Below are 21,219 nucleotides of genomic sequence, written 5' to 3' on the forward strand. Positions count from 1 at the left end.
CTGCGTGGCTACTCGCTCAGATTGCGCCAGCAGCGCACGCTACAGCCCTCAACTGAAGGCTGTAGCGACTGCGGGCGCTCGCATCCTTGCGCTGCCTGCGGACAGCGGTCCCGGAAATAACAGCCGGTGGGAAGGTGGCGATTGCCAGGAAGCTCTGTTTTACGCAGCGCCAGGTTTTCATCCAGCGGTTCACCGGTTCTGGGAACGGAATCAAGCAGCAGCCGGGTGTAGGGATGGCGCGGCCTGACAAGCACCTGATCGGTAGTTCCCAGTTCCACGATCTGGCCCAGATACATCACCGCCACACGATCGCTCATGTGTCTGACTACCGAGACGTTATGTGAGATCAACACATAGGTGAGGTTCCGTTCCTGCTGCAGTTTTACCAGCAGGTTGAGGATTTGCGCCTGCACGGAAATATCCAGCGCGCTGGTGGGTTCGTCGAGCACGATGATGTCTGGATTGGACGACAGCGCCCGGGCGATAGCAATGCGCTGGCGCTGCCCGCCTGAAAAGGCATGCGGTAGCCGGTCAAGATATTCCGCACGAATACCCACCTGTATCGCCAGCGTCTCTGCCAGCTGGCGCCGTTCGCGTTCACTGCTGCGTTTTTGCACCCACACCGGCTCGGTGATGATGCGCCACACCGGTAAACGCGGGTCGAGGGAAGAGAGCGGATCCTGAAAAACCATCTGCATGCCGCCCGCGTGATGCGTCCGCTGATAGTCGCCGGTGCTGGGCCTGAGCATGCCCATCAATAGCTGTGCCAGCGTGCTTTTCCCGCAGCCGGATTCCCCAACAATGCCCAGCGTTTCGCCGCGACGGATCTGCAGGTCCAGCCCATTGAGGGCATGCACCTGTTCCGTGACGCGGCCCAGCCAGTTTTTGCGCGCGGGAAAGTTGACATGCACGCTATCCAGTTCAAGCAAAATGTCAGACATGGTGTTTCTCCCGTTGCGGGTACCAGCAGGCAGCCATCTGGCCCTCTGCACCATTGGGAAGCAGGCGCGGTGCCTCACCGCATTTCGTCCCGGCGGCAAAGCAGCGCTCGCGGAACGCGCAGCCTTGAGGAAGCTGGCTGAGATTAGGCACCGTGCCGGGAATGGCCGGAAGCAACTCGCGCGGCGCACCGTTTTCAGGTGCACATTGCAGCAGACCTATGGAGTAGGGATGAACGGGATGGTGGATCAGCGTTTGCGTGGCACCGCTCTCAATTACGCTTCCTGCGTACATCACATACATCCGATCACAGAGCTGGGAAACCACGGCCATATCGTGGCTGATAAACAGCACCGAGGTTCCGCTGGCCCGCGCCTTGTGCTTCAGCAGACGCAGGACCTGCAGCTGCACGGTCACATCCAGCGCCGTGGTCGGCTCGTCGGCGATGATAAGTTCAGGCTCGCAGGAGAAGGCAAGGGCGATCATCACCCGCTGACGCATGCCGCCGGAGAGTTCAAACGGATAACGCGCCATCACCGCTTTCGCGTCCGGGATTTGCATCTCCTCCAGCAGGGCAATCGCTTTTTGCTGCGCCGCGCGACGGTCGAGCGGCTGATGCTGGCGGATCACTTCCACCATTTGCTTACCAATCCGTCGCGTTGGGTTCAGGGCGGTCATGGGCTCCTGAAAAATCATCGCCACTTTTGCCCCGCGCCACTGGCGAAGCTGTTTTTCCGATGCGGTCAGAACATCTTCTCCCAGCAATGTCACCTGACCGTGATGAATTCGGTAGCTGCCTTCCGGCAACAGGCGCATGGCGAGCATGGCGGTAACCGACTTCCCCGACCCCGACTCGCCCACTACGCCGACAATCTCACCCCGTTTAATCTCCAGCGAGACGTGGTTCAGCGCATGAACCTCACCGCGGTATATCGGGAAACTCAGATGTAAATCCTCGATGGTTAAAACCGAGTCGGTCATGACTGTTTCCCTCCTGATTTCGGATCCAGCAGGTCGCGGATGCCGTCACCAAAAAGATTAAAGCCCACGGCGGTAATCAAAATGGCCGCACCAGGAAAAGCGCAATACCACCACTGGTCGAGAACATAGTTGCGCCCTACGGCAACCATCGCGCCCCATTCGGCGGTGGGTTGCTGTGCGCCCAGACCGATAAAGCCCAGCGTGGCGGCCATCAGAATGGCGCTGCCAATATCCAGCGAAGCCTGCACAATCAGCGGCGGCAGGGCGTTGCGCAGAATATGCCAGCTGATTAAATGCCAGCGTGATGCGCCGAAGGTGCGGGCCGCCTGAACATAGGTAAACTGGCGCACGACAAGGGTTTGCCCGCGTGCCAGACGCACGTAAAACGGAATACGTACAATCGCGATGGCGAGCATTGCGTTAAACAGGCTCGGCCCCAGCGCCGCCGCCAGTGCCATGGTCAGCACCAGCGAGGGAATGGAGAGCATCACGTCCATAATGCGCATAATAATGGCGTCGCCGCGCCCGCCCAGTACGCCAGACAAACAGCCCAGCAGCGAGCCAATACCGCCCGCAATCACCACGACGGCCAGCCCCGCGCTGATCGACTGCTGGCTGCCGGCGAGCACCCGGCTGAACAGATCGCGGCCAACCTCATCGGTGCCAAACCAGTGTTCGGCAGACGGAGCCTGCAGACGCGCGGTCAAATCCAGCGCATTGGGGTCATGCGGCACAATCCACGGTGATGTCACCATCAGCAGGAGCATCAGGATCATGATCGCGGCGCCAATCAGCGTGAGGGGGCTTTTACGCAGCATCCAGAACAGTTTTGCCCAGTTGATGCCTGCTTTCGCTGTTTTAACCGGGACGGGCGTTTCCTGAGTCAACATCATTCGGCACCTCCGCGCCCGATTCGCGGGTCAACCCACAGATAGAGCAGATCGACCACCAGATTAACCAGCACATAGGCCAGTGAGACCACTACCGCGAAGCCCATGACGGCAGGGAAATCGAGCGCCTGAATAGAGGTGACGACCCAGGCGCCCATTCCCGGCCAGGCAAAGACGGTTTCGGTGAGGACTGCGCCATACAGCAGATCGCCCAGTGCCAGTCCGAGCACGGTAATCGACGGGATCATCGCATTGGGCAGGGCATAGCGCAGCACGATGTACCAGCCGGGCAATCCACTGGCGCGTGCGGTTCGTATGTAATCTTCACTGAGCTGCTCCAGCATGGCCGAGCGGACCTGACGCGCCACAATGCCGAGATGAACAAATGCCAGCGTCATCGAAGGTAAAATCAGATGCTGCAGGGCATTGAAAAAGACCTCCCCGTTGCCTTCCAGCAGCGCATCCACCAGATAAAAGCCAGTAACGCGCGTCGGTGGATCGAGCCAGTCGTCAAGCCTTCCGCCGCCCGGCAGAAGTTGCAGATGCCCGTAGAAGAGGACAATCACCCCCAACCCAAGCCAGAATGCGGGCGTTGAAATGCCCGTCATCGCCATTAACCGCACCAGATGATCCAGCCAGCGGTCGCGGTAGACCGCCGATAAAATCCCCAGCGGCACGCCGATAACCAGCGCCAGTAGCAGGGAACAAAAAGCCAGCTCCAGGGTGGCCGGAAAAAAGGCCTTCAAATCTTCCGCAACCGGACGTCCGGTGCGGATAGAGGTGCCTAAATCGCCATGGGCCAGCGCATCCACATAGCGACCAAACTGGATATACAGCGGTTGATCCAGCCCCAGCTGCTGGCGGATGCCTTGCACAATGTCGTCGCTGGCGCGGTCTCCGGCCAACAGGCGGGCCGGATCGCCGGGGATCAGGTGTGAAATAATAAAGGTGATGATACAGACACCGGCCACCACCAGGATTAACCCCCAGCAGCGCTGGCGCACAATGCTCCAGAACGTCATACACTTTCCCCCGGCGAGAACCGTTATTTACTCATGGTGGCAATGTTAAAGACCTGCTCCAGCATTGGATTAAAGGTGAAGCCTTTCACCTCTTTGTTCATCGCCAGCTGGTAGTTCTTCTGGAACAGATACACGTAGGCCGCCTCGTCGATCACCACCTTCTGCGCCTGCTGGTAATCGTGGGTACGCTCCGCCTGATCGGTGGTTTTCAGGGCCGCCTTCAACAGGTCGTCAACCTCTTTGTTCTCGTAAAACGAGCGGTTACCCGGCAACCCTTTTTTGTCCGACTCAAACCAGTAGTTCATGAACATGTACGGGTCGGCAAAGTCCGGGCTCCAGTTACCAATGGCGATGTCATAGTCACCTTTCCCGACACGATCGCGCATGGTGGCGTTAGCCAGTTTTTCCAGCTTCACGTTGATGCCGATCTTGCCGAGGCTCGCCTGCGTGGACAGGGCGATCGGCTCCCAGTTGGGGTCGTTGTCTGAATAGAGGAATGTCAGGCTTGCCGGCTTGTCTTTAACTTTCTCCAGCGCGGCTTTGGCTTTGGCCTCGTCAAAGCTGTACTGCATTGCCGTGGCGTCAAACCCCCACATGCCGTCCGGTATCGGGCCGCGCATCTGTTTACCATTGCCGCTCAGGATGCCTTTCACCATCCCCTGATAATCCGTTGCCCAGGAGACGGCCCGACGTAAATCCACCTGATTGAGCGGGGCTTTGCTGTTATTCAGATAAAGATAGGTCACGCGCAGGGACGGATATTCCGCCACCGCCACTTTGCCTTCTTGCTTAAGGGCTGAAAGCTGATCGACGGGCAGTGAATCGGCGATATCCAGATCGCCACGGGAAAGCTGCAGGCGGCGTGAAGCGCTTTCACCAATAATTTTCACCGAAACGCGCTTGAAATGCGGCTTCTCACCCGCCCAGTGTGGATTCGGAACGAGTACCAGCTGCTGACCTTTCTGCCAGCTTTTCAGCATGAATGGCCCGGACCCGGCGGTGTTTTGCGCTAAATAACCGCGTGCATCATCGGCAGCGTTCGCTTTTAGCACCGCCGGGTTAACGATCGACGCACCGTCGTTGGCCAGGGTGTAGAGGAACGGGGCAAACGGCTGGCTGAGGGTGAATTTCACCGTGTGCGGATCGACCGCATCAATTTTGAGATCTTTCGGGAACGCTTCAGATGGCCCCTGGCTAAGCTTCAGCAGACGTTCAAAGGAGAGTTTTACCGCCTCGGCAGTAACCGGCGTGCCATCGGCGAATTTTGCGTTATCGGTAAGGGTAAAGGTCCACTCTTTCTGATCCTCTGACGCTTTCCAGCCCGTTGACAGGTCGCCCTCCACCTCGGTGGAGCCTGGCTTGTACTTCACCAGACGCTGATAGGCGGGGTAAGTCACCGTCCAGTCGTTGTTATCAATGGTCACCGCCGGGTCGAGCGTTTGCGGGTCGGCCGCTTTCCCGATCACCAGCATATCTTTCGGGACGGCAGCCAGCGCAACCGGGGCGCTGAGTGCCAGCGAGGCGGCGATCAGGGTAGTAAGAAGCGTTGTTTTCATGGCAGTGCTCCAGTTTTAAAGAGGGGTGTGCGTCAACGGGAAACAGGCAAAACGATCGTCAAGCAGGGGATAGCTGGCCGCGTTCGGCAGCTCGAAGTGCCACCATTCGCTGCTGATCCCCACAAAGCCGCCACCGGACATGATGGCGTTAAGCAGCAGGCGATTGCGCTGCGCGTGCGGCGGCACGGACGGGTGCCAGGCGTGCGAGCGGTCGTGCATTTCGTCAAAACCGGCCCCCATATCCAGCACGGTGTTCTGTTCGTCCATCAGCGTAACGTCGATGGCCGTCCCGCGGCTGTGGTTGGAACCAATCGCCACATCAACCACGTATTCCGGGTTCGGGCAGGCATCCCACAACTGAGCCTGCGCTTCCTGCGGGCGATAAGCGTCGTAGACCACCAGCTTCAGCCCGGCCAGTGCGGCGATGCTGATGGCTTTCGCCAGCGCGGTGGCCGCATCGGTATGCAGCAGGCACAGCGCCTCCTGATAAATCGGACGACCCGTGATGTTGTCGGCTGTGGCGTATTTCAGATCGATATGCAGCGCAGGGAAGGTCTTCGCCACATCAATCAGTTCACTCTCTGGGGGCATAGCTCCGCTCCTTTAGCGTTCGAATTGACCAAACTCTTGTTGTAATTGCCGGTTTACCGCCAGCCGCTGTGGAAGGGCATCACCCAGCGCTTCCACGACACCTGACAGCAGCAGGTTGAACAGACAGCTCACAGGTGCCAGCGAATCCCAGAAATGGCCGGTTTCGGTTTTCACCTGCAGTAAATCAAGCGGGTAATCCCGCGCCCACGGGCACCAGATATCGGTGATCAGGGCCAGCGAAATACCTTTTTCGCTGGCGACCCGACAGTACTGCCGCGCAATGGTGGAATAGGTGCGGGTATCGGTCAGCACCACGTAGGGGTGGGCGAAACCGGAGTTCAGGGATTCAACCCAGCTGCCGGACGCGCCTTCGGCGTAGCTGACGCGCGGGCGAAGGTACTCAAGATGACTGAAGAAGGCATTGGCTATCCCGCGTGTCGACTGGATCCCCAGCACAAAAACCGCATCCGCGTGGGCAAGCTGATGAACCACCTGGCGGAATGCGTCGGTGTGCGCCAGCTGATAAACCTGGGTGATGGCATCCACCTCCAGCGACAGAGAGTGCTGAAGGCGGTTGGGCAGAGGGGACTGCTGCTGCCAGGAGTCCAGCCGCTCGTTCATACCCCAGGGCTGATGCGGGTCGCGCAGGCTCTTTTTGGCATCTTCCAGATTGCGGTAGCCGAGTTTTCGCAGAAAGCGTCCCACGGTAATCCCGCTGGTGCCGGTCGCCAGTCCCACGCTTTCAGCCGTTTCAAACGGGATCTGTGCGGCATGCGCCAGCAGCCAGCTCGCCACCCGCTTCTCGCTGGGGGTCAGCTGGCTGAACGTGGCTTCAATACGGCTCAACACCTCGGGTTTTGTCGTCATACCGCCTCGCTGTTAACAGGCTGTCAGTCATCAGATTTGTGTTATTTGATTAACAATGCATGACGCGTGCCATGTCCACAGAGCGACGGGACGCCGCTGTGCTGCAAACTTCATGCAATATTTAGTTAACCAATGATCAACATTTGTGCAGCGTAGTTCACTTTTGGTGCACTGGCTGAGCGTGGAGGTATGAATTTCGTGAATACGTCAGCGTCTTCACATTTTTGATAAGATAGAGACAACGTAAATATGAAAGGGATCCCGGCATGGCGAACTTGCCCTGGCGTATCAGCGTGCGCCTGATGGCGCTCGCAAAGAAAATGGCGATGATCGCAGGAGTGGTACTGATCGTCCTGCTCGCGGTTCGGGTTTATCTCTCGCAGCAGGGACCGGAACTGCATCTCTGGCATACCTGGCGGGCAGATGAGATGTCCGTACGCGAGATCGATAAGGCGAATTTTGCCCAGTATGTCGCCCGGGAAAACGCCATTTTCACCGATCTGGATAACGCAGTAACGCGCAAAACCCAGGGTGAGGAGCGCACGCCGTTAAACCGCTACTACCGTCAGAGCCTGGTTTGGCCCGGTAAATTTGCACCCGATGCCAACCGCTCCTTTGTGCTGATGCCTGCCGGAACGCCACGCGGCGCGGTGGTGTTGCTGCACGGGCTAACAGATTCGCCTTACAGTGTCCGGCATCTTGCCCGTGATTATCAGCAGCACGGTTTTGTGGCGGTGGTTCCACGCCTGCCCGGTCACGGCACCGCGCCCGGCGCGCTGACCGACGTTGACTGGGAGAGGTGGCTGGCGGCGACGCGCCTCGCCGTGCGCGAAGCCACGCGGCTGGCGGGAGACAATGTTCCCCTGCATCTGGTGGGTTACTCCAACGGTGGGGCGCTGGCGATGAAATATGCCCTTGATGCGCTGGACACGCCTGCGCTTCGCAAACCGCAACAGCTCATCCTGCTCTCGCCAATGATTGGCGTCACGGCGTTCGCCCGGTTTGCAGGATTGGCCGGATTGCCGGCGATGTTACCGCCGTTTGCCAAAGCGGCATGGTTAAACATCTCGCCGGAATATAACCCGTATAAATACAACTCCTTCCCGGTCAATGCGGCGCGCCAGTCATGGCTCTTGACCCAGGCCCTGCAGGAGCAGATGGGGCGGGATGCCCGGGAGCACAGACTGGACCAGCTGCCACCGGTACTCGCATTCCAGTCGGTGATGGATTCAACGGTCAGCACCCGCGCCGTGGTCACCGGATTATTTGACCAGCTTCCGGCGAACGGCAGCGAGCTGGTTGTATTTGATATCAATCAGGCCGCCAGCTTCCGTCCTCTCTTTAAACCGTCGTCGTGGGCGGCGACCTCTGAGTTACTGCCTGTGGCGAAAAGGCGTTACGGTGTCACGATTATTACCAATGCCAGCGCGGACAGTTTTGCCGCGGTGGCGAAAATAACCCCGGCGGGACGCACCGATGAGACCGCGGTACCGCTGGCGATGTCCTGGCCGCAGGAGGTCTATTCACTGTCGCATGTCGCCGTGCCGTTCCCGCCTGATGACGATCTTTATGGCCGACATCCTGCGGAGAAAAACCGGTATGGCATTAGCCTCGGCACGATTGCGCTGTGGGGGGAAACCTCCGTGCTGAGCGTAGGCAAAGACGCGTTAATGCGGGTGACGTCGAACCCGTTTTATGCCTACATGCAGGAGAGAATTGACAGACGCATCGGGGATGAGAAAAAGTAGCCTTTCCCGCAAGGGGTTAATCTGTTAGGTCGCGCAGATGAAGTATGTTAAACAGTAATGTCCAACGCATACCTCTTATCGGAACACGTTTTTGTGCTGACTACTCTTATTTACCGCAGCCAGTTGAATTTATCCTGCCGATCCGCCGAACTCCAGGCGCTGGTTGAACAGGCCAGGACGCGCAATGCCGGGTTGAATATTACCGGCGTTCTTCTTTCAAAAGGAGATGATGTCCTGCAACTCCTCGAAGGCTCGGAAGAGAGTGTGGTAAGGCTGTTTCAGAAGATCCGTGAGGATAAGCGGCACAGCGGCGTGGTTGAGCTTATGCGGGATTACGGCCCCCGCAGACGTTTTGAGAATGTCGGTATGCTGCTGTTTGACCTGCAGAACCAGTCGCCGAAAGACGTTCTGCAATCGGTGCTGCATTACAGCAAACTGGACAGTTATCTGACATCTGATGATCGGGTGTTCAAATTTATTCAGACGTTTATTACCGGCAAACGTCCGGCCCCGTCGGGGGCGCGTTTTGCCCCGGAGAAATGGACGCTCTCGCGTGAGAAATCGCCGTTTGGCGAGAGTCTGGGTCTGCTGGACAAACAAACCTGCCAGTTCGCCCTCCAGCCCATCGTCGAACCGCTGGAAGGGAAAATCAGTTCGCTTGAGGCCCTTATCCGCGGTAATGACGGGGGAAGCCCGGAGCATTTTTTCAGCCGCCTCGATCAGGACAAAATCTATGAAGTCGATCTCCAGACCAAAGCCTGGGCTTTTGCGCTGGCCGATAAACTGGGGATCGGGAGCCATAAAATCGCGGTAAATCTTCTCCCGATGTCGCTGGTGAAAGTGCCTGGCGCCGTGGAGTTTCTGGTTGAACAGATTAAACAACATGGGCTTCAGCCGGAGCAGGTGGTCATTGAAGTGACCGAAAACGAGATGATTTCCGGGTTCAACAAGTTTAATAGCGCCATTAAACACCTGCGCGCTGAAGGCATTGGCCTGGCGATCGATGATTTCGGTTCCGGATACGCCGGGCTTTCACTGCTGACCCGATTCCAGCCGGATAAAATTAAAATTGACCGCGAAATTGTCAGCAATATTCATCTCAGTGGGCCAAAACAGGCGATTGTGCGCTCGATAGTCAGCTGCTGCACCGACCTTGAAATCACCCTGGTGGCGGAAGGCATCGAGAAGCTGGAAGAGTGGTGCTGGCTTGAATCTGCCGGGATCCGACGCTTTCAGGGCTTTCTGTTTGCTCGTCCAGCGCTGAATGGCGTAGGCGATATTAGCTGGCCACACCTGGTGCGTTAAGCCAATTTTCCTTCCGTATTATTTCCCCTTCGTTCTGCCTGTGCTTAAATAGCTAAAACGGTTTAACATTGTTTAGCTTAGAGGATCACATGCAAAAAATCTGGGTACTTGGCGATGCGGTAGTGGATTTATTACCGGAGGGAGAAGGCCGGTTGCTGCAATGCCCCGGCGGCGCGCCGGCGAACGTGGCGGTCGGTATTGCCCGTCTGGGCGGGAAAAGCGCCTTTATCGGCAGAGTCGGCGACGATCCTTTCGGTCGCTTTATGCATAAAACGCTGGCTGACGAGCAGGTTGACGTAAACTGGATGCGCCTCGACCCGGCACACCGCACGTCAACCGTGGTCGTGGATCTGGACGAACAGGGCGAACGCTCTTTCACCTTTATGGTTTGCCCGAGCGCCGATCTGTTTCTGGCGTCAGCCGACCTGCCGCCCTTTAGCGCAGGAGAGTGGCTGCATGTCTGCTCCATTGCCCTGAGCGCTGAGCCGAGCCGTTCTGCAACGTTTCAGGCCATGAACGCGGTCAGGGAAGCGGGGGGTTATGTCAGTTTCGACCCCAATATTCGCCCGGATCTCTGGCCGGATGAGGACGACCTGCGCCGCTGCCTCGAACAGGCGCTGCAATGCGCTGACGTCGTCAAACTCTCCGTCGAAGAACTGGCTTTTCTAACCGCCGACCTTGGGGTCACGGAAGGGCTGGCCGCGCTGATGCGCCGCTGTCCGGCCCGGCTGGTGCTGGTCACTCAGGGCAAAGATGGGGTCATCGCCTGGCATGACGGAACGATGAAGCATTATCCGGCAACCCCCGTTGAATGCGTGGACACCACCGGCGCAGGTGATGCCTTCGTGGCGGGACTGCTTTATGGACTGGCTTTCGCTGGAAGTATCGACAGCCACGATCTTCCACGCGTGATCGCATTAGCCCAGCGCTGCGGCGCGTTAGCCACCACGGCTAAAGGGGCGATGACCGCGCTGCCTTATCACCCGCAACTGTAATTCCTCCCGCAACGGGCCGTCCGTCGGCGGCCTGAATTGTCGCCTCGATCACACTTACTAAATCGGTTTAGCAAAAAAGATTGCCGATCCAAAATTGGCAGGTTTAGTATCATCAACCTAAACCGGTTTAGCAATTTAGCACTTTCAATGACTTCTTTTAGGGATGCGACAAAATGTATAAAAAACGCAGACTTGCCGTGATGATAGGCATGCTGGCCGGGAGTACCTCTGTTTTTGCCCAAACGGATATGACGAGTATCGAAGCGCGTCTTGCTGCTCTGGAGCAGCGTCTTCAGGCCGCGGAAACCCGCGCGCAGGTTGCGGAGAAACGCGCCACCGACGCAGAACAAAAAACGCAGCAGTTGGTGACTGCCCAGCAGCAGGCGCAAACAACAACCCAGCAAGTGGCGCAACGTACCGCCGCACTGGAGAAGAAAGCCGATCAGAGCAGTGGGTTTGAGTTTCATGGCTATGCCCGTTCTGGCCTGCTGATGAACGATGCGGCGTCGAGCAGTAAAAGCGGCCCTTATCTGACGCCAGCCGGGGAAACCGGTGGCGCGGTCGGGCGTCTGGGGAATGAAGCCGATACCTACGTTGAGCTGAATGTGGAACACAAACAGACCCTGGATAACGGGGCGACCACGCGCTTCAAGGCCATGCTGGCGGATGGTCAGAAAACCTATAACGACTGGTCCGCTGACACCAGCGATCTCAATATTCGTCAGGCGTTTGCTGAACTGGGCAATTTGCCTGATTTTACCGGCGCGCTGAAGGGCAGTACCTTCTGGGCCGGTAAACGCTTCGACCGGGATAACTTTGATATTCACTGGCTGGATTCCGATGTGGTGTTCCTGGCCGGTACCGGTGGTGGCGTGTATGACGTGAAATGGAATGAATCGCTGCGCAGCAACTTCTCTCTTTACGGGCGTAACTTCGGCAGCGAAGAGCAAATCGACAATAACGTTCAAAACTACATCCTGAGCATGAACCACTTCGCCGGGCCGTTCCAGCTGATGGTGAGCGGCCTGCGGGCAAAAGACAACGACGACCGCAAAGACAGCAATGGCGATCTGATAAAAACCGACGCCGCCAACAATGGCGTTCATGCCCTGGTCGGATTGCACAATGAAAGTTTCTACGGCCTGCGCGAAGGTTCAGCCAAAACGGCGCTGCTGTACGGCCACGGGCTGGGGGCAGAGGTGAAGAGCATCGGTTCCGATGGCGCATTGCTCTCTGAAGCCGATACCTGGCGCTTTGCAAGTTACGGTGTCACGCCTCTTGGTGGCGGCTGGCATATCGCGCCTGCCGTACTGGCCCAGAGCAGTAAAGACCGCTATGTCAAAGGCGACAGCTATGAGTGGGTCACGCTCAATACCCGCCTGATTAAAGAGGTCACGCAGAATTTTGCCCTGGCGTTTGAGGGCAGCTATCAGTACATGGATTTAAACCCGGAAGGGTATAAAGACCGAAACGCCGTCAACGGAAGTTTCTACAAGCTGACCTTTGCCCCAACGTTAAAAGCGGGCAAGATCGGCGATTTCTTCAGCCGTCCTGAGTTGCGTCTGTTCGCCACCTGGATGGACTGGAGCAGCAAACTGGATAATTACGCCAGCGATGATGCCTTTGGCAGCAGCGGTTTCAACGCCGGCGGGGAATGGAACTTTGGGGTACAGATGGAAACCTGGTTTTAACCTTTTACGCTCCCGCAGTGCGGGAGCGTTTTTCACATCATAAAAATACAGTCAGGCAGAGGTATCTATGGATTTTGATAATATCGCCCGCGCGCTCATTCCGCTGCTCGGTGGCAAAGAGAACATCGCCAGTGCGGCGCACTGCGCAACGCGTCTTCGACTGGTGCTGGTCGACGACACGCTTGCCGATCAGCAGGCCATCGGCAAGGTTGACGGCGTAAAAGGCTGTTTTCGCAACGCCGGGCAGATGCAGGTGATTTTTGGTACGGGGGTGGTTAACAAGGTCTACGCCGCGTTTATCCAGGCGGCAGGGATTAGCGAATCCAGCAAGTCCGAAGCGGCCGACATGGCGGCACGCAAGCTGAACCCGTTCCAGCGCATTGCCCGACTGCTCTCAAACATCTTTGTGCCGATCATTCCTGCGATTGTGGCCTCCGGTTTACTGATGGGCCTGCTCGGGATGGTCAAAACCTACGGCTGGGTCAATGCCGATAACGCGCTCTATATCATGCTGGATATGTGCAGCTCAGCGGCGTTTATCATTCTGCCGATCCTGATTGGCTTCACGGCCGCGCGTGAATTTGGCGGTAACCCTTATCTGGGGGCGACCCTCGGCGGCATTCTGACGCACCCGGCGCTGACAAACGCCTGGGGCGTGGCGTCTGGCTTCCACACCATGAACTTCTTCGGCCTTGAGATTGCCATGATTGGCTATCAGGGAACGGTATTCCCGGTGCTGCTGGCCGTCTGGTTTATGAGTATCGTGGAGAAAAACCTGCGCCGTATTATTCCGGATGCGTTAGATCTGATCCTGACGCCGTTCCTCACCGTTATTCTCTCCGGCTTTATTGCCTTGCTGATCATTGGCCCGGCCGGGCGTGCGTTAGGGGATGGCATCTCCTTTGTTCTGAGCACCCTGATCGCCCATGCGGGCTGGCTGGCCGGGCTGTTATTTGGCGGGCTTTACTCGGTTATCGTTATCACCGGTATTCACCACAGTTTCCATGCCATTGAAGCCGGGTTGCTGGGGAATCCGTCGATTGGCGTTAACTTCCTGCTGCCTATCTGGGCGATGGCCAACGTGGCGCAGGGGGGAGCTTGTCTGGCGGTCTGGTTTAAAACCAAAGACGCGAAAATTAAAGCCATTACGTTACCGTCTGCGTTTTCGGCCATGCTGGGCATTACCGAAGCGGCAATATTTGGTATCAACCTGCGTTTCGTGAAACCGTTTATCGCCGCGCTGATTGGCGGTGCGGCAGGCGGTGCGTGGGTGGTCTCGGTGCATGTTTATATGACCGCCGTCGGGCTGACTGCCATCCCGGGCATGGCGATCGTGCAGGCAAGCTCGCTACTCAACTATATTATCGGCATGGTGATTGCCTTCGGCGTGGCGTTTACCGTCTCGCTGCTGCTGAAATATAAAACGGATTCTGAATAATGACGTTACCTTCCCGCTGGCCTGCCATCCTGCAGGCCGTCATGAAAGGCCAGCCGCGTGCTTACGCCGACAGCCATTATCCGCAATGGCATCCGGCACCGGTGACGGGGCTGATGAACGATCCTAACGGGTTTATCTGGTTTGCCGGGCGCTACCACCTGTTCTATCAGTGGAATCCGCTGGATTGCGACCATCGCTATAAGTGCTGGGGACACTGGAGCTCCTCAGACCTGGTGCACTGGCAGCATGAACCGATGGCGCTGATGCCCGATGAGGAGTATGACCGCAACGGCTGCTATTCCGGCAGCGCCGTCGATAACAACGGTGTCCTGACGTTGTGTTATACCGGCAACGTGAAATTTGATGATGGCAGCCGCACCGCCTGGCAGTGCCTTGCCACGCAACAGGCTGACGGTACGTTCAAAAAACTCGGTCCGGTTCTTGCGCTGCCGGAAGGCTACACCGGCCACGTGCGTGACCCAAAAGTGTGGCAGCACGACGGGGTGTGGTACATGGTACTGGGGGCGCAGGATCTGCAAAAACGCGGCAAGGTGCTGCTGTTCACATCTGCCGATTTGCACCACTGGGCGTCTTGCGGAGAGATTGCCGGTCATGGCGTGAACGGCCTGACCGAGGCGGGATACATGTGGGAGTGCCCGGACCTGTTTGCCCTCGACGGGACACACGTACTGATCTGCTGCCCGCAGGGGCTGGCGCGCGAACCGCATCGCTATCTCAATACTTATCCGGCCACGTGGATGAGCGGGGCGTTCGACCATACCCGCGCTTCGTTTGAACATGGCGAGTTGCACGAGCTGGACGCCGGTTTCGAGTTCTACGCTCCCCAAACCACGGTGGCGGAAGACGGACGGCGGATCCTGATCGGCTGGATGGGCGTGCCGGACGGAGAAGAGATGCTTCAGCCCACACGGGCGCAAGGGTGGATACATCAGATGACCTGTCCGCGAGAATTACACTTCCGTGACGGCAAACTGTGGCAGACGCCGGTGCGCGAAATACACGCACTGCGCGAAGAGGAATGTCGCTGGCAGGGTAACGCCAGCGATGCCCCGGCTCTTGATGCGACGCGCCTTGAGTTCGAGCTCACCTCATCTTCAGTAACCGTGGATTTCGCCGGTGCGTTGCGCCTTATCGTCGAGGACAGCGGGTTGCGTCTGGAACGCGCCAGCCTGAAAACCGGGGAGACATTGACCCGTTACTGGCGGGGCGACGTTCATCATTTACGCGTTCTGTGTGACAGCTCCAGCGTTGAAATTTTCATCAATCATGGCGAAGGGGTGATGAGCAGCCGCTATTTTCCTGACTATCCGGCACGGGTGCGATTCGAAGGTGGGTCCGACATCACATTACGCTACTGGTCGCTGCGCGGCTGCATGGTAGAATAAGGGTTTTGGCAGCCGGATCTAAGTCGTTGTGAGAAAAACAAAACGCGTCACAATTAAAGACATCGCGGAACTGGCGGGGGTATCAAAAGCCACCGCCAGCCTGGTACTGAACGGGCGCAGCAAAGAGCTTCGCGTGGCGGAAGAGACGCGTGAGCGCGTGCTGGCGATTGCGAAAGAGCATCACTACCAGCCCAGCATTCACGCGCGTTCGCTGCGTGATAACCGTAGCCACACCATCGGTCTGGTAGTGCCGGAGATCACTAACTACGGCTTTGCGGTGTTTTCTCACGAACTGGAGACGCTGTGCCGTGAGTCGGGCGTTCAACTGCTCATCTCCTGCAGTGATGAAAACCCGGGCCAGGAGACGGTGGTGGTTAATAACATGGTGGCGCGTCAGGTGGACGGGCTTATTGTGGCCTCCAGTATGCTCAATGATGCCGACTACCAGAAGCTGAGCGAACAGTTGCCGGTCGTCCTTTTTGACCGCCATATGAACGACAGCACATTGCCGCTGGTGATCACCGATTCCATTACCCCGACAGCGGAACTGGTGGCCGACATTGCGCGCCAGCATCCTGATGAAATTTACTTCCTTGGCGGGCAGCCGCGGCTTTCCCCGACGCGCGATCGTCTGGAAGGGTTTAAGCAAGGGCTGCAGGAGGCCAATGTGGCGCTGCGCCCGGAGTGGATCATTCACGGCAACTATCACCCGAGCTCCGGCTACGAGATGTTCGCCGAGCTGTGCGCCCGCCTGGGACGCCCGCCAAAAGCCTTGTTCACTGCCGCCTGTGGTCTGCTGGAAGGGGTATTGCGCTATATGGGGCAGCATAACCTGATGCAAAGTGATATCCGGTTAGCCAGCTTTGACGATCACTACCTTTACGACTCGCTCACCATTCCGGTTGATACCATTCGCCAGGATAACCGCCAGCTGGCGTGGCACTGCTTTGATCTGATTGGCAAACTGATCGACGGCGAAACGCCACAACCGTTACAGCGAAAACTGGATGCCACCCTGCTGCGGCGCTATAAAGCGAAAGCATAGCCCTGGCTGCTGAAGGGAAACGTTAATAACTTTAATTAATTTAAGTTTTGGATCGGCCGATAACGATAGGGAATGTTTATTCTTGAGGTATCGGTCCATGTCGTTAAAAAAATCATCCCTGATTGCCCTTTTTGCTCTGCTTTTCTTCTTTGTCGTCAGCACCATTACCAGCGTTGGCCTCATCATTAAAAGTAATAATTCCCTGGATAATGTGAACAAAGAAATCCAGGTTGTGCTGTCGATCATTGACCCCATCAACCACAGCCGTACCTTGCGTGTCAGGGTGATGGAGTACGTGAAGATGGTGGAAGCGGGGAACTCGGCTGATGAGTCAGCGAAACTTTCCGCAGTTAAAGAGGCCCTCACAAAAGCGGATCATGCCTTTGCGGCGTTTATGGCGTCTCCGCGCCTGTCGGATGAAGCGCCGCTGGTGAGCGCGTATCAGGATGCCTGGCAAAACTACCGTAACCAGGGGCTGGCACCGCTGATTGATGCCGCCGCTGCGCACGATGTCGCGAAGTTTAATGCGCTTATCCCGGAGGTGTCCCGCCTCGACCGTCAGTATGAAATCGTTCTCGACCAGGTGCTTGCCGTTCACCAGAAATATGCCAAAACCCTGAACGAGGATGCGAGCAGTAATTTCATCTCCGGTCTGGCGATCATTGCGGCGATTGCTTTCCTGTTTGTAATCGTGATTGTTGCCGTCAGCCTGCTGATGAAGCGCTTTGTTTTCGCACCGGTCAACCTGGCACGCGAGCACTGCAGCCAGATTGCCGCCGGTAAACTGGACATTCCAGTGCCGGTAAAAGGCACCTCCGGCAATGAAATCGATCACCTGATGGGCTCAATGGAGCAGATGCGCCAGGCGCTTCTGTCGACTATCGCTCAGGTGCGTGACGCGAGCCATACCGTCACCCATGCCGCGCAGGAAATTGCTTCCGGGAATATCGATCTGGCTTCACGCACCGAGCAGCAGGCCTCCGCGTTAACCCAGACGGCGGCCAGCATGGAAGAGCTGAGCGCGACCGTGGCGAATAACACCGATAACGTTCACCAGGCAGGAAAACTGGTGCAGGACGCGGTGAACAATGCACACACCGGTGAGGCCGTGACCCGCGAAGTGATCGAAACGATGAATACCATCGCGGCGAACTCTAAGCGCATCGAGGACATCACCAGCGTCATCAACAGCATTGCTTTCCAGACCAACATTCTGGCACTCAACGCCGCGGTTGAAGCAGCACGCGCCGGCACACAAGGACGCGGCTTCGCCGTGGTGGCCAGTGAAGTGCGCACCCTTGCGCAGAAAAGCGCGGTTGCCGCGAAAGACATTGAAAGCCTGATTGCCCAGTCGGTTTCCAGCGTCAAAAACGGTGCTGAACTGGTGAACCGCTCAGGCGAGGTCATTGATTCAATTATCAGTTCCGTGAATAAAGTGAATACGTTGATGGAGCAGATCTCCGTGGCCTCTGAAGAGCAGAGCCGTGGGATCAGCCAGGTCGGACAGGCGGTAACAGAGATGGATGGCGTGACCCAGCAGAACGCCGCGCTGGTTCAGCAATCCGCCGCAGCCGCCGCTTCCCTGGAAGAGCAGGCGCAGCAGCTCTCGAGGAGTATTTCGAGCTTTAGTTTGCCGGTGCAGGCTTGATAGATAATGAGAGGCTCCTGAGGGAGCCTTTTTAATGTCTGGCGTAACTGGAAAATCGCGACAGCACCCAGGTTGCAGCTTGTGGAAGACAGGAAAAACAAAGGCACTTATAGTTAAGAGTCTAATCGTTTTGAGGTTCTGTTCAGGGAGACTAACTGGACAATCATGAATTTTCAGTACATGCCGTGAAGTGGGGATCATGATAGATATCACAAGTGGTGACAGGCATCTTAAATTAACACCCTATGAAAGGCTGACTGAAGAGGAGGTGCCTGCCTATAGCCGTATTATGGTATGGGTTGAATTCTCAATCCCTGTCTTAAAAACTGAGTTTGCTGCAGAGTTTTTTGTCGGTCAACTCGAGCAATTCAGGAATGATACACATGCTCTCCATCAGGCTTTAAAGACAGGGGGAAAGTCTAAGGATATTAGTTTAACCTCGGCATTCGAGCAGGTTATGCTTAAGTTTCATCAGGCGCATTTTGCCGGTGCTGTTGGCGTTAGTATGGTACTGAAGCCTGAAAACCATGCTGACAGTATTACCCTTGACGATTCCTTCGATATTGATGAAAGTTACTTTCCCGGCATGCTCTCAGGTCTGGACGACATCATTTCATGGCAAAATTGATGCTTGGATTATGCCCCTGAGCCTCCGCTGCCGTAACTCATCACCTTGCCAAAAGATGTCTATATCAACGACTAACTGGTGAGTAAGTGGGACAAGTGAGTTTAAGGCTTTTGACGACCAGCTCGCTGTGCTGATTGATTCCCTGTTACCAGCAGGACGTTGGAAACTGGCCGGAGGGATTGCATGGGCAATATTTCAAAAGCTGCGCATGAGCAGGTACATGAAAGTTAGCACCCGTGAAAACAGGGTAGTGGTGAAATTTACCGGCCAAGTGCAGCTTATTGTGCGCATCCATTAGTACGGTCTTAAAGACCGGCCCAGCCCCAATGCTCGTGGTGTGATGTATGCTGAGCGAAAGTTACTAAGATATAGTCAAAAGGCATGCAAAATCATTAAAAGGTAATTATTTCAATATTTTGAGATAATTAGTTTGTTATGGAGTTAGCATAATTGAAATGCATGCGGTTAAAATTTTAGTTAGCACTCTTGCGAGCGCTAACTAAATAACAATATTTAAAAGCGCTTATCGATCAATGTTGATAGCCTCGGTGAAGCAGGGACTGTATTCGAATCTTCCCTATGGAAGGTTTTTTCTCCTACCCATGCCATTACTTTTTGAGGGGGGACCTTGATCCAAATAACGGTTTTGCCTTTGTAATCAATGTGATCAATATTGCTTAACACGTCTGCTTTAACTTCCTCAGATAACTCTGATTTACGAATCTTATCTACGATTAATCTTAAGTATCCATCTAGATCTATACCTAATTTATCGCATTCTCTTTCGATTCCATATATGTACTTGTCAGAAATTAACTGAGGCTTAATGCCGTATATTTCTTCAATTCTCTGTGCGTCACCCTCACAGTCTGCAATCCCAAGAAATATGTTGCCTCCAGTACTGCTGGGGCCGATATTAGCCATGCTGCAAATGATTTCTATAATCTTATTGATTAATTTTTCATTAATGCTTGTGCCTTCAATAAGGTTAAGAATCCCTTGCTTCATTTCGTAGCGAGCAGACTCTATTTTTGAACGAGTAATTGCTGCTTCGAATTCTATTATCAAACCTTGACCATGACCCACTAAGCTTGGAGATGCGGTAATAAAATGATCTGCAATAAGACCATAAGTTAACCTAATATTTGTACTTCGATCTTCTGGTGTTACATGATGCTTGTCTTTAGATAACCTTTCATTTACACCAATTAATGCTTTGCAAATTTCATCATAGTCTTTAGGTTTTTTCCCTTCAGTAACGATCAGTCGATAGAAAGCCATAAACACTGCGTAGAAAGGGGTCCTGGATGAGTTTGCTCGTCCATCGGGTATTACGAGATTTTTGAACGCATACTTACTGCCATCGTAGTGCGAGATTACATCTACGATTGTAGAAACTGTTGTGTTGATTTCTTCTTCTAGCCTAGTTTCTGGATATGCTTGCAATGCACTAGTTATTGTTTGTGATAAATTACTCGAGATATCATAAAGCTCATCAAGTTTTTCCTTGCTAGATGCGAAAGGTGTTTTTTCTAAAATAGATGCTGTGATATCCGCTATTATCTGTTCGTCAACAGAATCTCTAAGATCTTTTGAAGTCAATATTCCTTGGTACACCCAAAAGGTTTCTTCAGCATTTATACCATAACCTTGCTTATCGCTTTTTTTTACGCCGTCTATACTAATAGATGGCATGTTTGAAAGTTCAATAATATCATCTGTTATATCCTTTCTCATTTTTGATGATATTTTTCTGACGAAATTTGATAATGCATTATCAACTCCAGCTTGCCTTTTCTCTTGGTTGCTAAGTTGGCGCCCACCAGAGTTAATACGGCCGAATATGTCAGTAACTGAGCTATCATCTTCAATTGGAAATACTGTTACTGCTAGTTGATACTCAGTTATATTGGCGCAATCTTGCTGACTTATGAATGCGGTGCCGTCTGGCATAGGTTCGCTGTTATAGAGTTTAGATGTTGGAAACTCATTTGTGTTGAAGTATGAACCATCGGGGAGCGAATATTTATTATCTATAAAACTGAATATTGCATCTAAACGCTGCATGCCATCTATAACTTCATACTTGTCGTCTTTTGTATGCGCGAGAAGTATCAGGGGGATGGGGTATCCTCGCATTATACTATCTATAAGATTTTGTTTTTCCTCAACAGTCCATACTAATTTTCTTTGGTATTTTCTATTGATAATGAACTTACCATTCTTGAAGTCACGGTAAGCTTCTGTAATTAACATCCCTCTAGCTACAATAGCCATAGCGTCCTCTTTTAAATTGTCTGCTTAATGATATTTATCATTAAGCTGGGTTTAGGTTAAAAATGCACGTTTTTAATAAATTCATCCCAAAGTGCACATCCTCTAGAACAAGCCTATCTGATCTCGGGGGTTAAAAAAAGATCGACGGTGTAAAATGTGACTGCAAGCATTTGTAGTTGCGGATGGTTGATC

Annotated in this window: 17 protein-coding genes; 9 read left to right on the forward strand and 8 right to left on the reverse strand. The window is 54.8% G+C overall.

Annotated features, from left to right (window positions below; all coding sequences use genetic code 11):
* Nucleotides 1-8: 8 nt before the first annotated feature.
* Genes L466_RS10155 through L466_RS10125 form a run of 7 tightly spaced genes read right to left on the reverse strand, consistent with a single transcriptional unit; the run spans nt 9 to nt 6,846 of the window.
* On the reverse strand, nt 9-941 hold the full coding sequence (locus L466_RS10155) for an oligopeptide/dipeptide ABC transporter ATP-binding protein (RefSeq protein WP_032680964.1): 933 nt from the start codon (nt 939-941) through the stop codon (nt 9-11).
* Nucleotides 934-1,920 (reverse strand): ABC transporter ATP-binding protein, encoded by a 987-nt coding sequence (locus L466_RS10150; protein ID WP_020884089.1) that lies wholly within the window; start codon nt 1,918-1,920, stop codon nt 934-936. Before L466_RS10150 ends, L466_RS10155 begins: the two co-directional genes overlap by 8 nt.
* Nucleotides 1,917-2,813: a D,D-dipeptide ABC transporter permease gene (gene ddpC / locus L466_RS10145; protein WP_020884090.1), complete on the reverse strand. Its 897-nt coding sequence runs from the start codon at nt 2,811-2,813 to the stop codon at nt 1,917-1,919. The genes L466_RS10150 and ddpC overlap by 4 nt, the downstream gene beginning before the upstream one ends.
* Nucleotides 2,810-3,832, reverse strand: coding sequence for an ABC transporter permease (locus tag L466_RS10140; protein WP_014170162.1), 1,023 nt, complete (start codon nt 3,830-3,832; stop codon nt 2,810-2,812). The genes ddpC and L466_RS10140 overlap by 4 nt, the downstream gene beginning before the upstream one ends.
* A 23-nt stretch (nt 3,833-3,855) precedes the next feature.
* Nucleotides 3,856-5,388: an ABC transporter substrate-binding protein gene (locus L466_RS10135; protein ID WP_032680965.1), complete on the reverse strand. Its 1,533-nt coding sequence runs from the start codon at nt 5,386-5,388 to the stop codon at nt 3,856-3,858.
* A gap of 15 nt (nt 5,389-5,403) precedes the next feature.
* Nucleotides 5,404-5,979 carry a D-alanyl-D-alanine dipeptidase gene (gene ddpX, locus L466_RS10130; RefSeq protein ID WP_014170160.1) on the reverse strand — a complete coding sequence of 192 codons (576 nt, stop codon included), beginning with the start codon at nt 5,977-5,979 and terminating at the stop codon, nt 5,404-5,406.
* 12 nt (nt 5,980-5,991) lie between these two features.
* Entirely contained in the window at nt 5,992-6,846 is an 855-nt protein-coding gene (locus tag L466_RS10125) for a MurR/RpiR family transcriptional regulator (protein ID WP_025204147.1), read from the reverse strand.
* Between the two features lie 266 nt (nt 6,847-7,112).
* Here L466_RS10125 and L466_RS10120 point away from each other — a divergent pair, with 266 nt between their 5' ends.
* From L466_RS10120 to L466_RS0122520, 9 genes are all read left to right on the forward strand, one after another.
* The gene (locus L466_RS10120) at nt 7,113-8,594 is read left to right on the forward strand and encodes an alpha/beta hydrolase (protein WP_032680966.1); all 1,482 of its coding nucleotides are present in this window, start codon (nt 7,113-7,115) and stop codon (nt 8,592-8,594) included.
* Between the two features lie 93 nt (nt 8,595-8,687).
* On the forward strand, nt 8,688-9,899 hold the full coding sequence (locus tag L466_RS10115; protein WP_025204149.1) for a diguanylate phosphodiesterase: 1,212 nt from the start codon (nt 8,688-8,690) through the stop codon (nt 9,897-9,899).
* A gap of 89 nt (nt 9,900-9,988) precedes the next feature.
* Complete coding sequence (locus L466_RS10110; protein WP_032680967.1) at nt 9,989-10,894, forward strand: aminoimidazole riboside kinase; 906 nt, start codon at nt 9,989-9,991, stop codon at nt 10,892-10,894.
* A 173-nt stretch (nt 10,895-11,067) separates the two neighbouring features.
* Nucleotides 11,068-12,585 carry a carbohydrate porin gene (locus L466_RS10105; RefSeq protein WP_014170154.1) on the forward strand — a complete coding sequence of 506 codons (1,518 nt, stop codon included), beginning with the start codon at nt 11,068-11,070 and terminating at the stop codon, nt 12,583-12,585.
* Between the two features lie 67 nt (nt 12,586-12,652).
* Nucleotides 12,653-14,023, forward strand: a complete 1,371-nt coding sequence (locus L466_RS10100) for a sucrose-specific PTS transporter subunit IIBC (protein WP_014170153.1) — start codon at nt 12,653-12,655, stop codon at nt 14,021-14,023.
* The gene (locus L466_RS10095; RefSeq protein WP_032680968.1) at nt 14,023-15,429 is read left to right on the forward strand and encodes a sucrose-6-phosphate hydrolase; all 1,407 of its coding nucleotides are present in this window, start codon (nt 14,023-14,025) and stop codon (nt 15,427-15,429) included. Before L466_RS10100 ends, L466_RS10095 begins: the two co-directional genes overlap by 1 nt.
* Nucleotides 15,430-15,457: 28 nt before the next feature.
* Nucleotides 15,458-16,474: a LacI family DNA-binding transcriptional regulator gene (locus L466_RS10090; RefSeq protein ID WP_032680970.1), complete on the forward strand. Its 1,017-nt coding sequence runs from the start codon at nt 15,458-15,460 to the stop codon at nt 16,472-16,474.
* Nucleotides 16,475-16,571: 97 nt separating this feature from the next.
* Nucleotides 16,572-18,122, forward strand: coding sequence for a methyl-accepting chemotaxis protein (locus L466_RS10085; protein ID WP_032680971.1), 1,551 nt, complete (start codon nt 16,572-16,574; stop codon nt 18,120-18,122).
* A gap of 199 nt (nt 18,123-18,321) precedes the next feature.
* Nucleotides 18,322-18,750 carry a WapI family immunity protein gene (locus L466_RS0122520; protein WP_081750647.1) on the forward strand — a complete coding sequence of 143 codons (429 nt, stop codon included), beginning with the start codon at nt 18,322-18,324 and terminating at the stop codon, nt 18,748-18,750.
* Between the two features lie 513 nt (nt 18,751-19,263).
* On the opposite strand, the gene L466_RS10080 is transcribed toward L466_RS0122520, so the two are convergent.
* A complete protein-coding gene (locus L466_RS10080) occupies nt 19,264-21,027 on the reverse strand; it encodes a GmrSD restriction endonuclease domain-containing protein (protein WP_032680972.1) in 1,764 nt (587 codons plus the stop codon).
* Nucleotides 21,028-21,219: the final 192 nt, after the last annotated feature.

Origin of the sequence: Enterobacter sp. BIDMC 30, assembly GCF_000534355.1 — a bacterium.
Classification (GTDB): domain Bacteria; phylum Pseudomonadota; class Gammaproteobacteria; order Enterobacterales; family Enterobacteriaceae; genus Enterobacter; species Enterobacter ludwigii.

Excerpts from the sequence above, each read along its gene's own strand:
- L466_RS10155 (WP_032680964.1), bottom strand. The coding sequence starts at position 941 with ATGTCTGACATTTTGCTTGAACTGGATAGCGTGCATGTCAACTTTCCC.
- L466_RS10150 (WP_020884089.1), bottom strand. The coding sequence starts at position 1,920 with ATGACCGACTCGGTTTTAACCATCGAGGATTTACATCTGAGTTTCCCG.
- ddpC (WP_020884090.1), bottom strand. The coding sequence starts at position 2,813 with ATGATGTTGACTCAGGAAACGCCCGTCCCGGTTAAAACAGCGAAAGCA.
- L466_RS10140 (WP_014170162.1), bottom strand. The coding sequence starts at position 3,832 with ATGACGTTCTGGAGCATTGTGCGCCAGCGCTGCTGGGGGTTAATCCTG.
- L466_RS10135 (WP_032680965.1), bottom strand. The coding sequence starts at position 5,388 with ATGAAAACAACGCTTCTTACTACCCTGATCGCCGCCTCGCTGGCACTC.
- ddpX (WP_014170160.1), bottom strand. The coding sequence starts at position 5,979 with ATGCCCCCAGAGAGTGAACTGATTGATGTGGCGAAGACCTTCCCTGCG.
- L466_RS10125 (WP_025204147.1), bottom strand. The coding sequence starts at position 6,846 with ATGACGACAAAACCCGAGGTGTTGAGCCGTATTGAAGCCACGTTCAGC.
- L466_RS10120 (WP_032680966.1), top strand. The coding sequence starts at position 7,113 with ATGGCGAACTTGCCCTGGCGTATCAGCGTGCGCCTGATGGCGCTCGCA.
- L466_RS10110 (WP_032680967.1), top strand. The coding sequence starts at position 9,989 with ATGCAAAAAATCTGGGTACTTGGCGATGCGGTAGTGGATTTATTACCG.
- L466_RS10105 (WP_014170154.1), top strand. The coding sequence starts at position 11,068 with ATGTATAAAAAACGCAGACTTGCCGTGATGATAGGCATGCTGGCCGGG.
- L466_RS10100 (WP_014170153.1), top strand. The coding sequence starts at position 12,653 with ATGGATTTTGATAATATCGCCCGCGCGCTCATTCCGCTGCTCGGTGGC.
- L466_RS10095 (WP_032680968.1), top strand. The coding sequence starts at position 14,023 with ATGACGTTACCTTCCCGCTGGCCTGCCATCCTGCAGGCCGTCATGAAA.
- L466_RS10085 (WP_032680971.1), top strand. The coding sequence starts at position 16,572 with ATGTCGTTAAAAAAATCATCCCTGATTGCCCTTTTTGCTCTGCTTTTC.
- L466_RS0122520 (WP_081750647.1), top strand. The coding sequence starts at position 18,322 with ATGATAGATATCACAAGTGGTGACAGGCATCTTAAATTAACACCCTAT.
- L466_RS10080 (WP_032680972.1), bottom strand. The coding sequence starts at position 21,027 with ATGGCTATTGTAGCTAGAGGGATGTTAATTACAGAAGCTTACCGTGAC.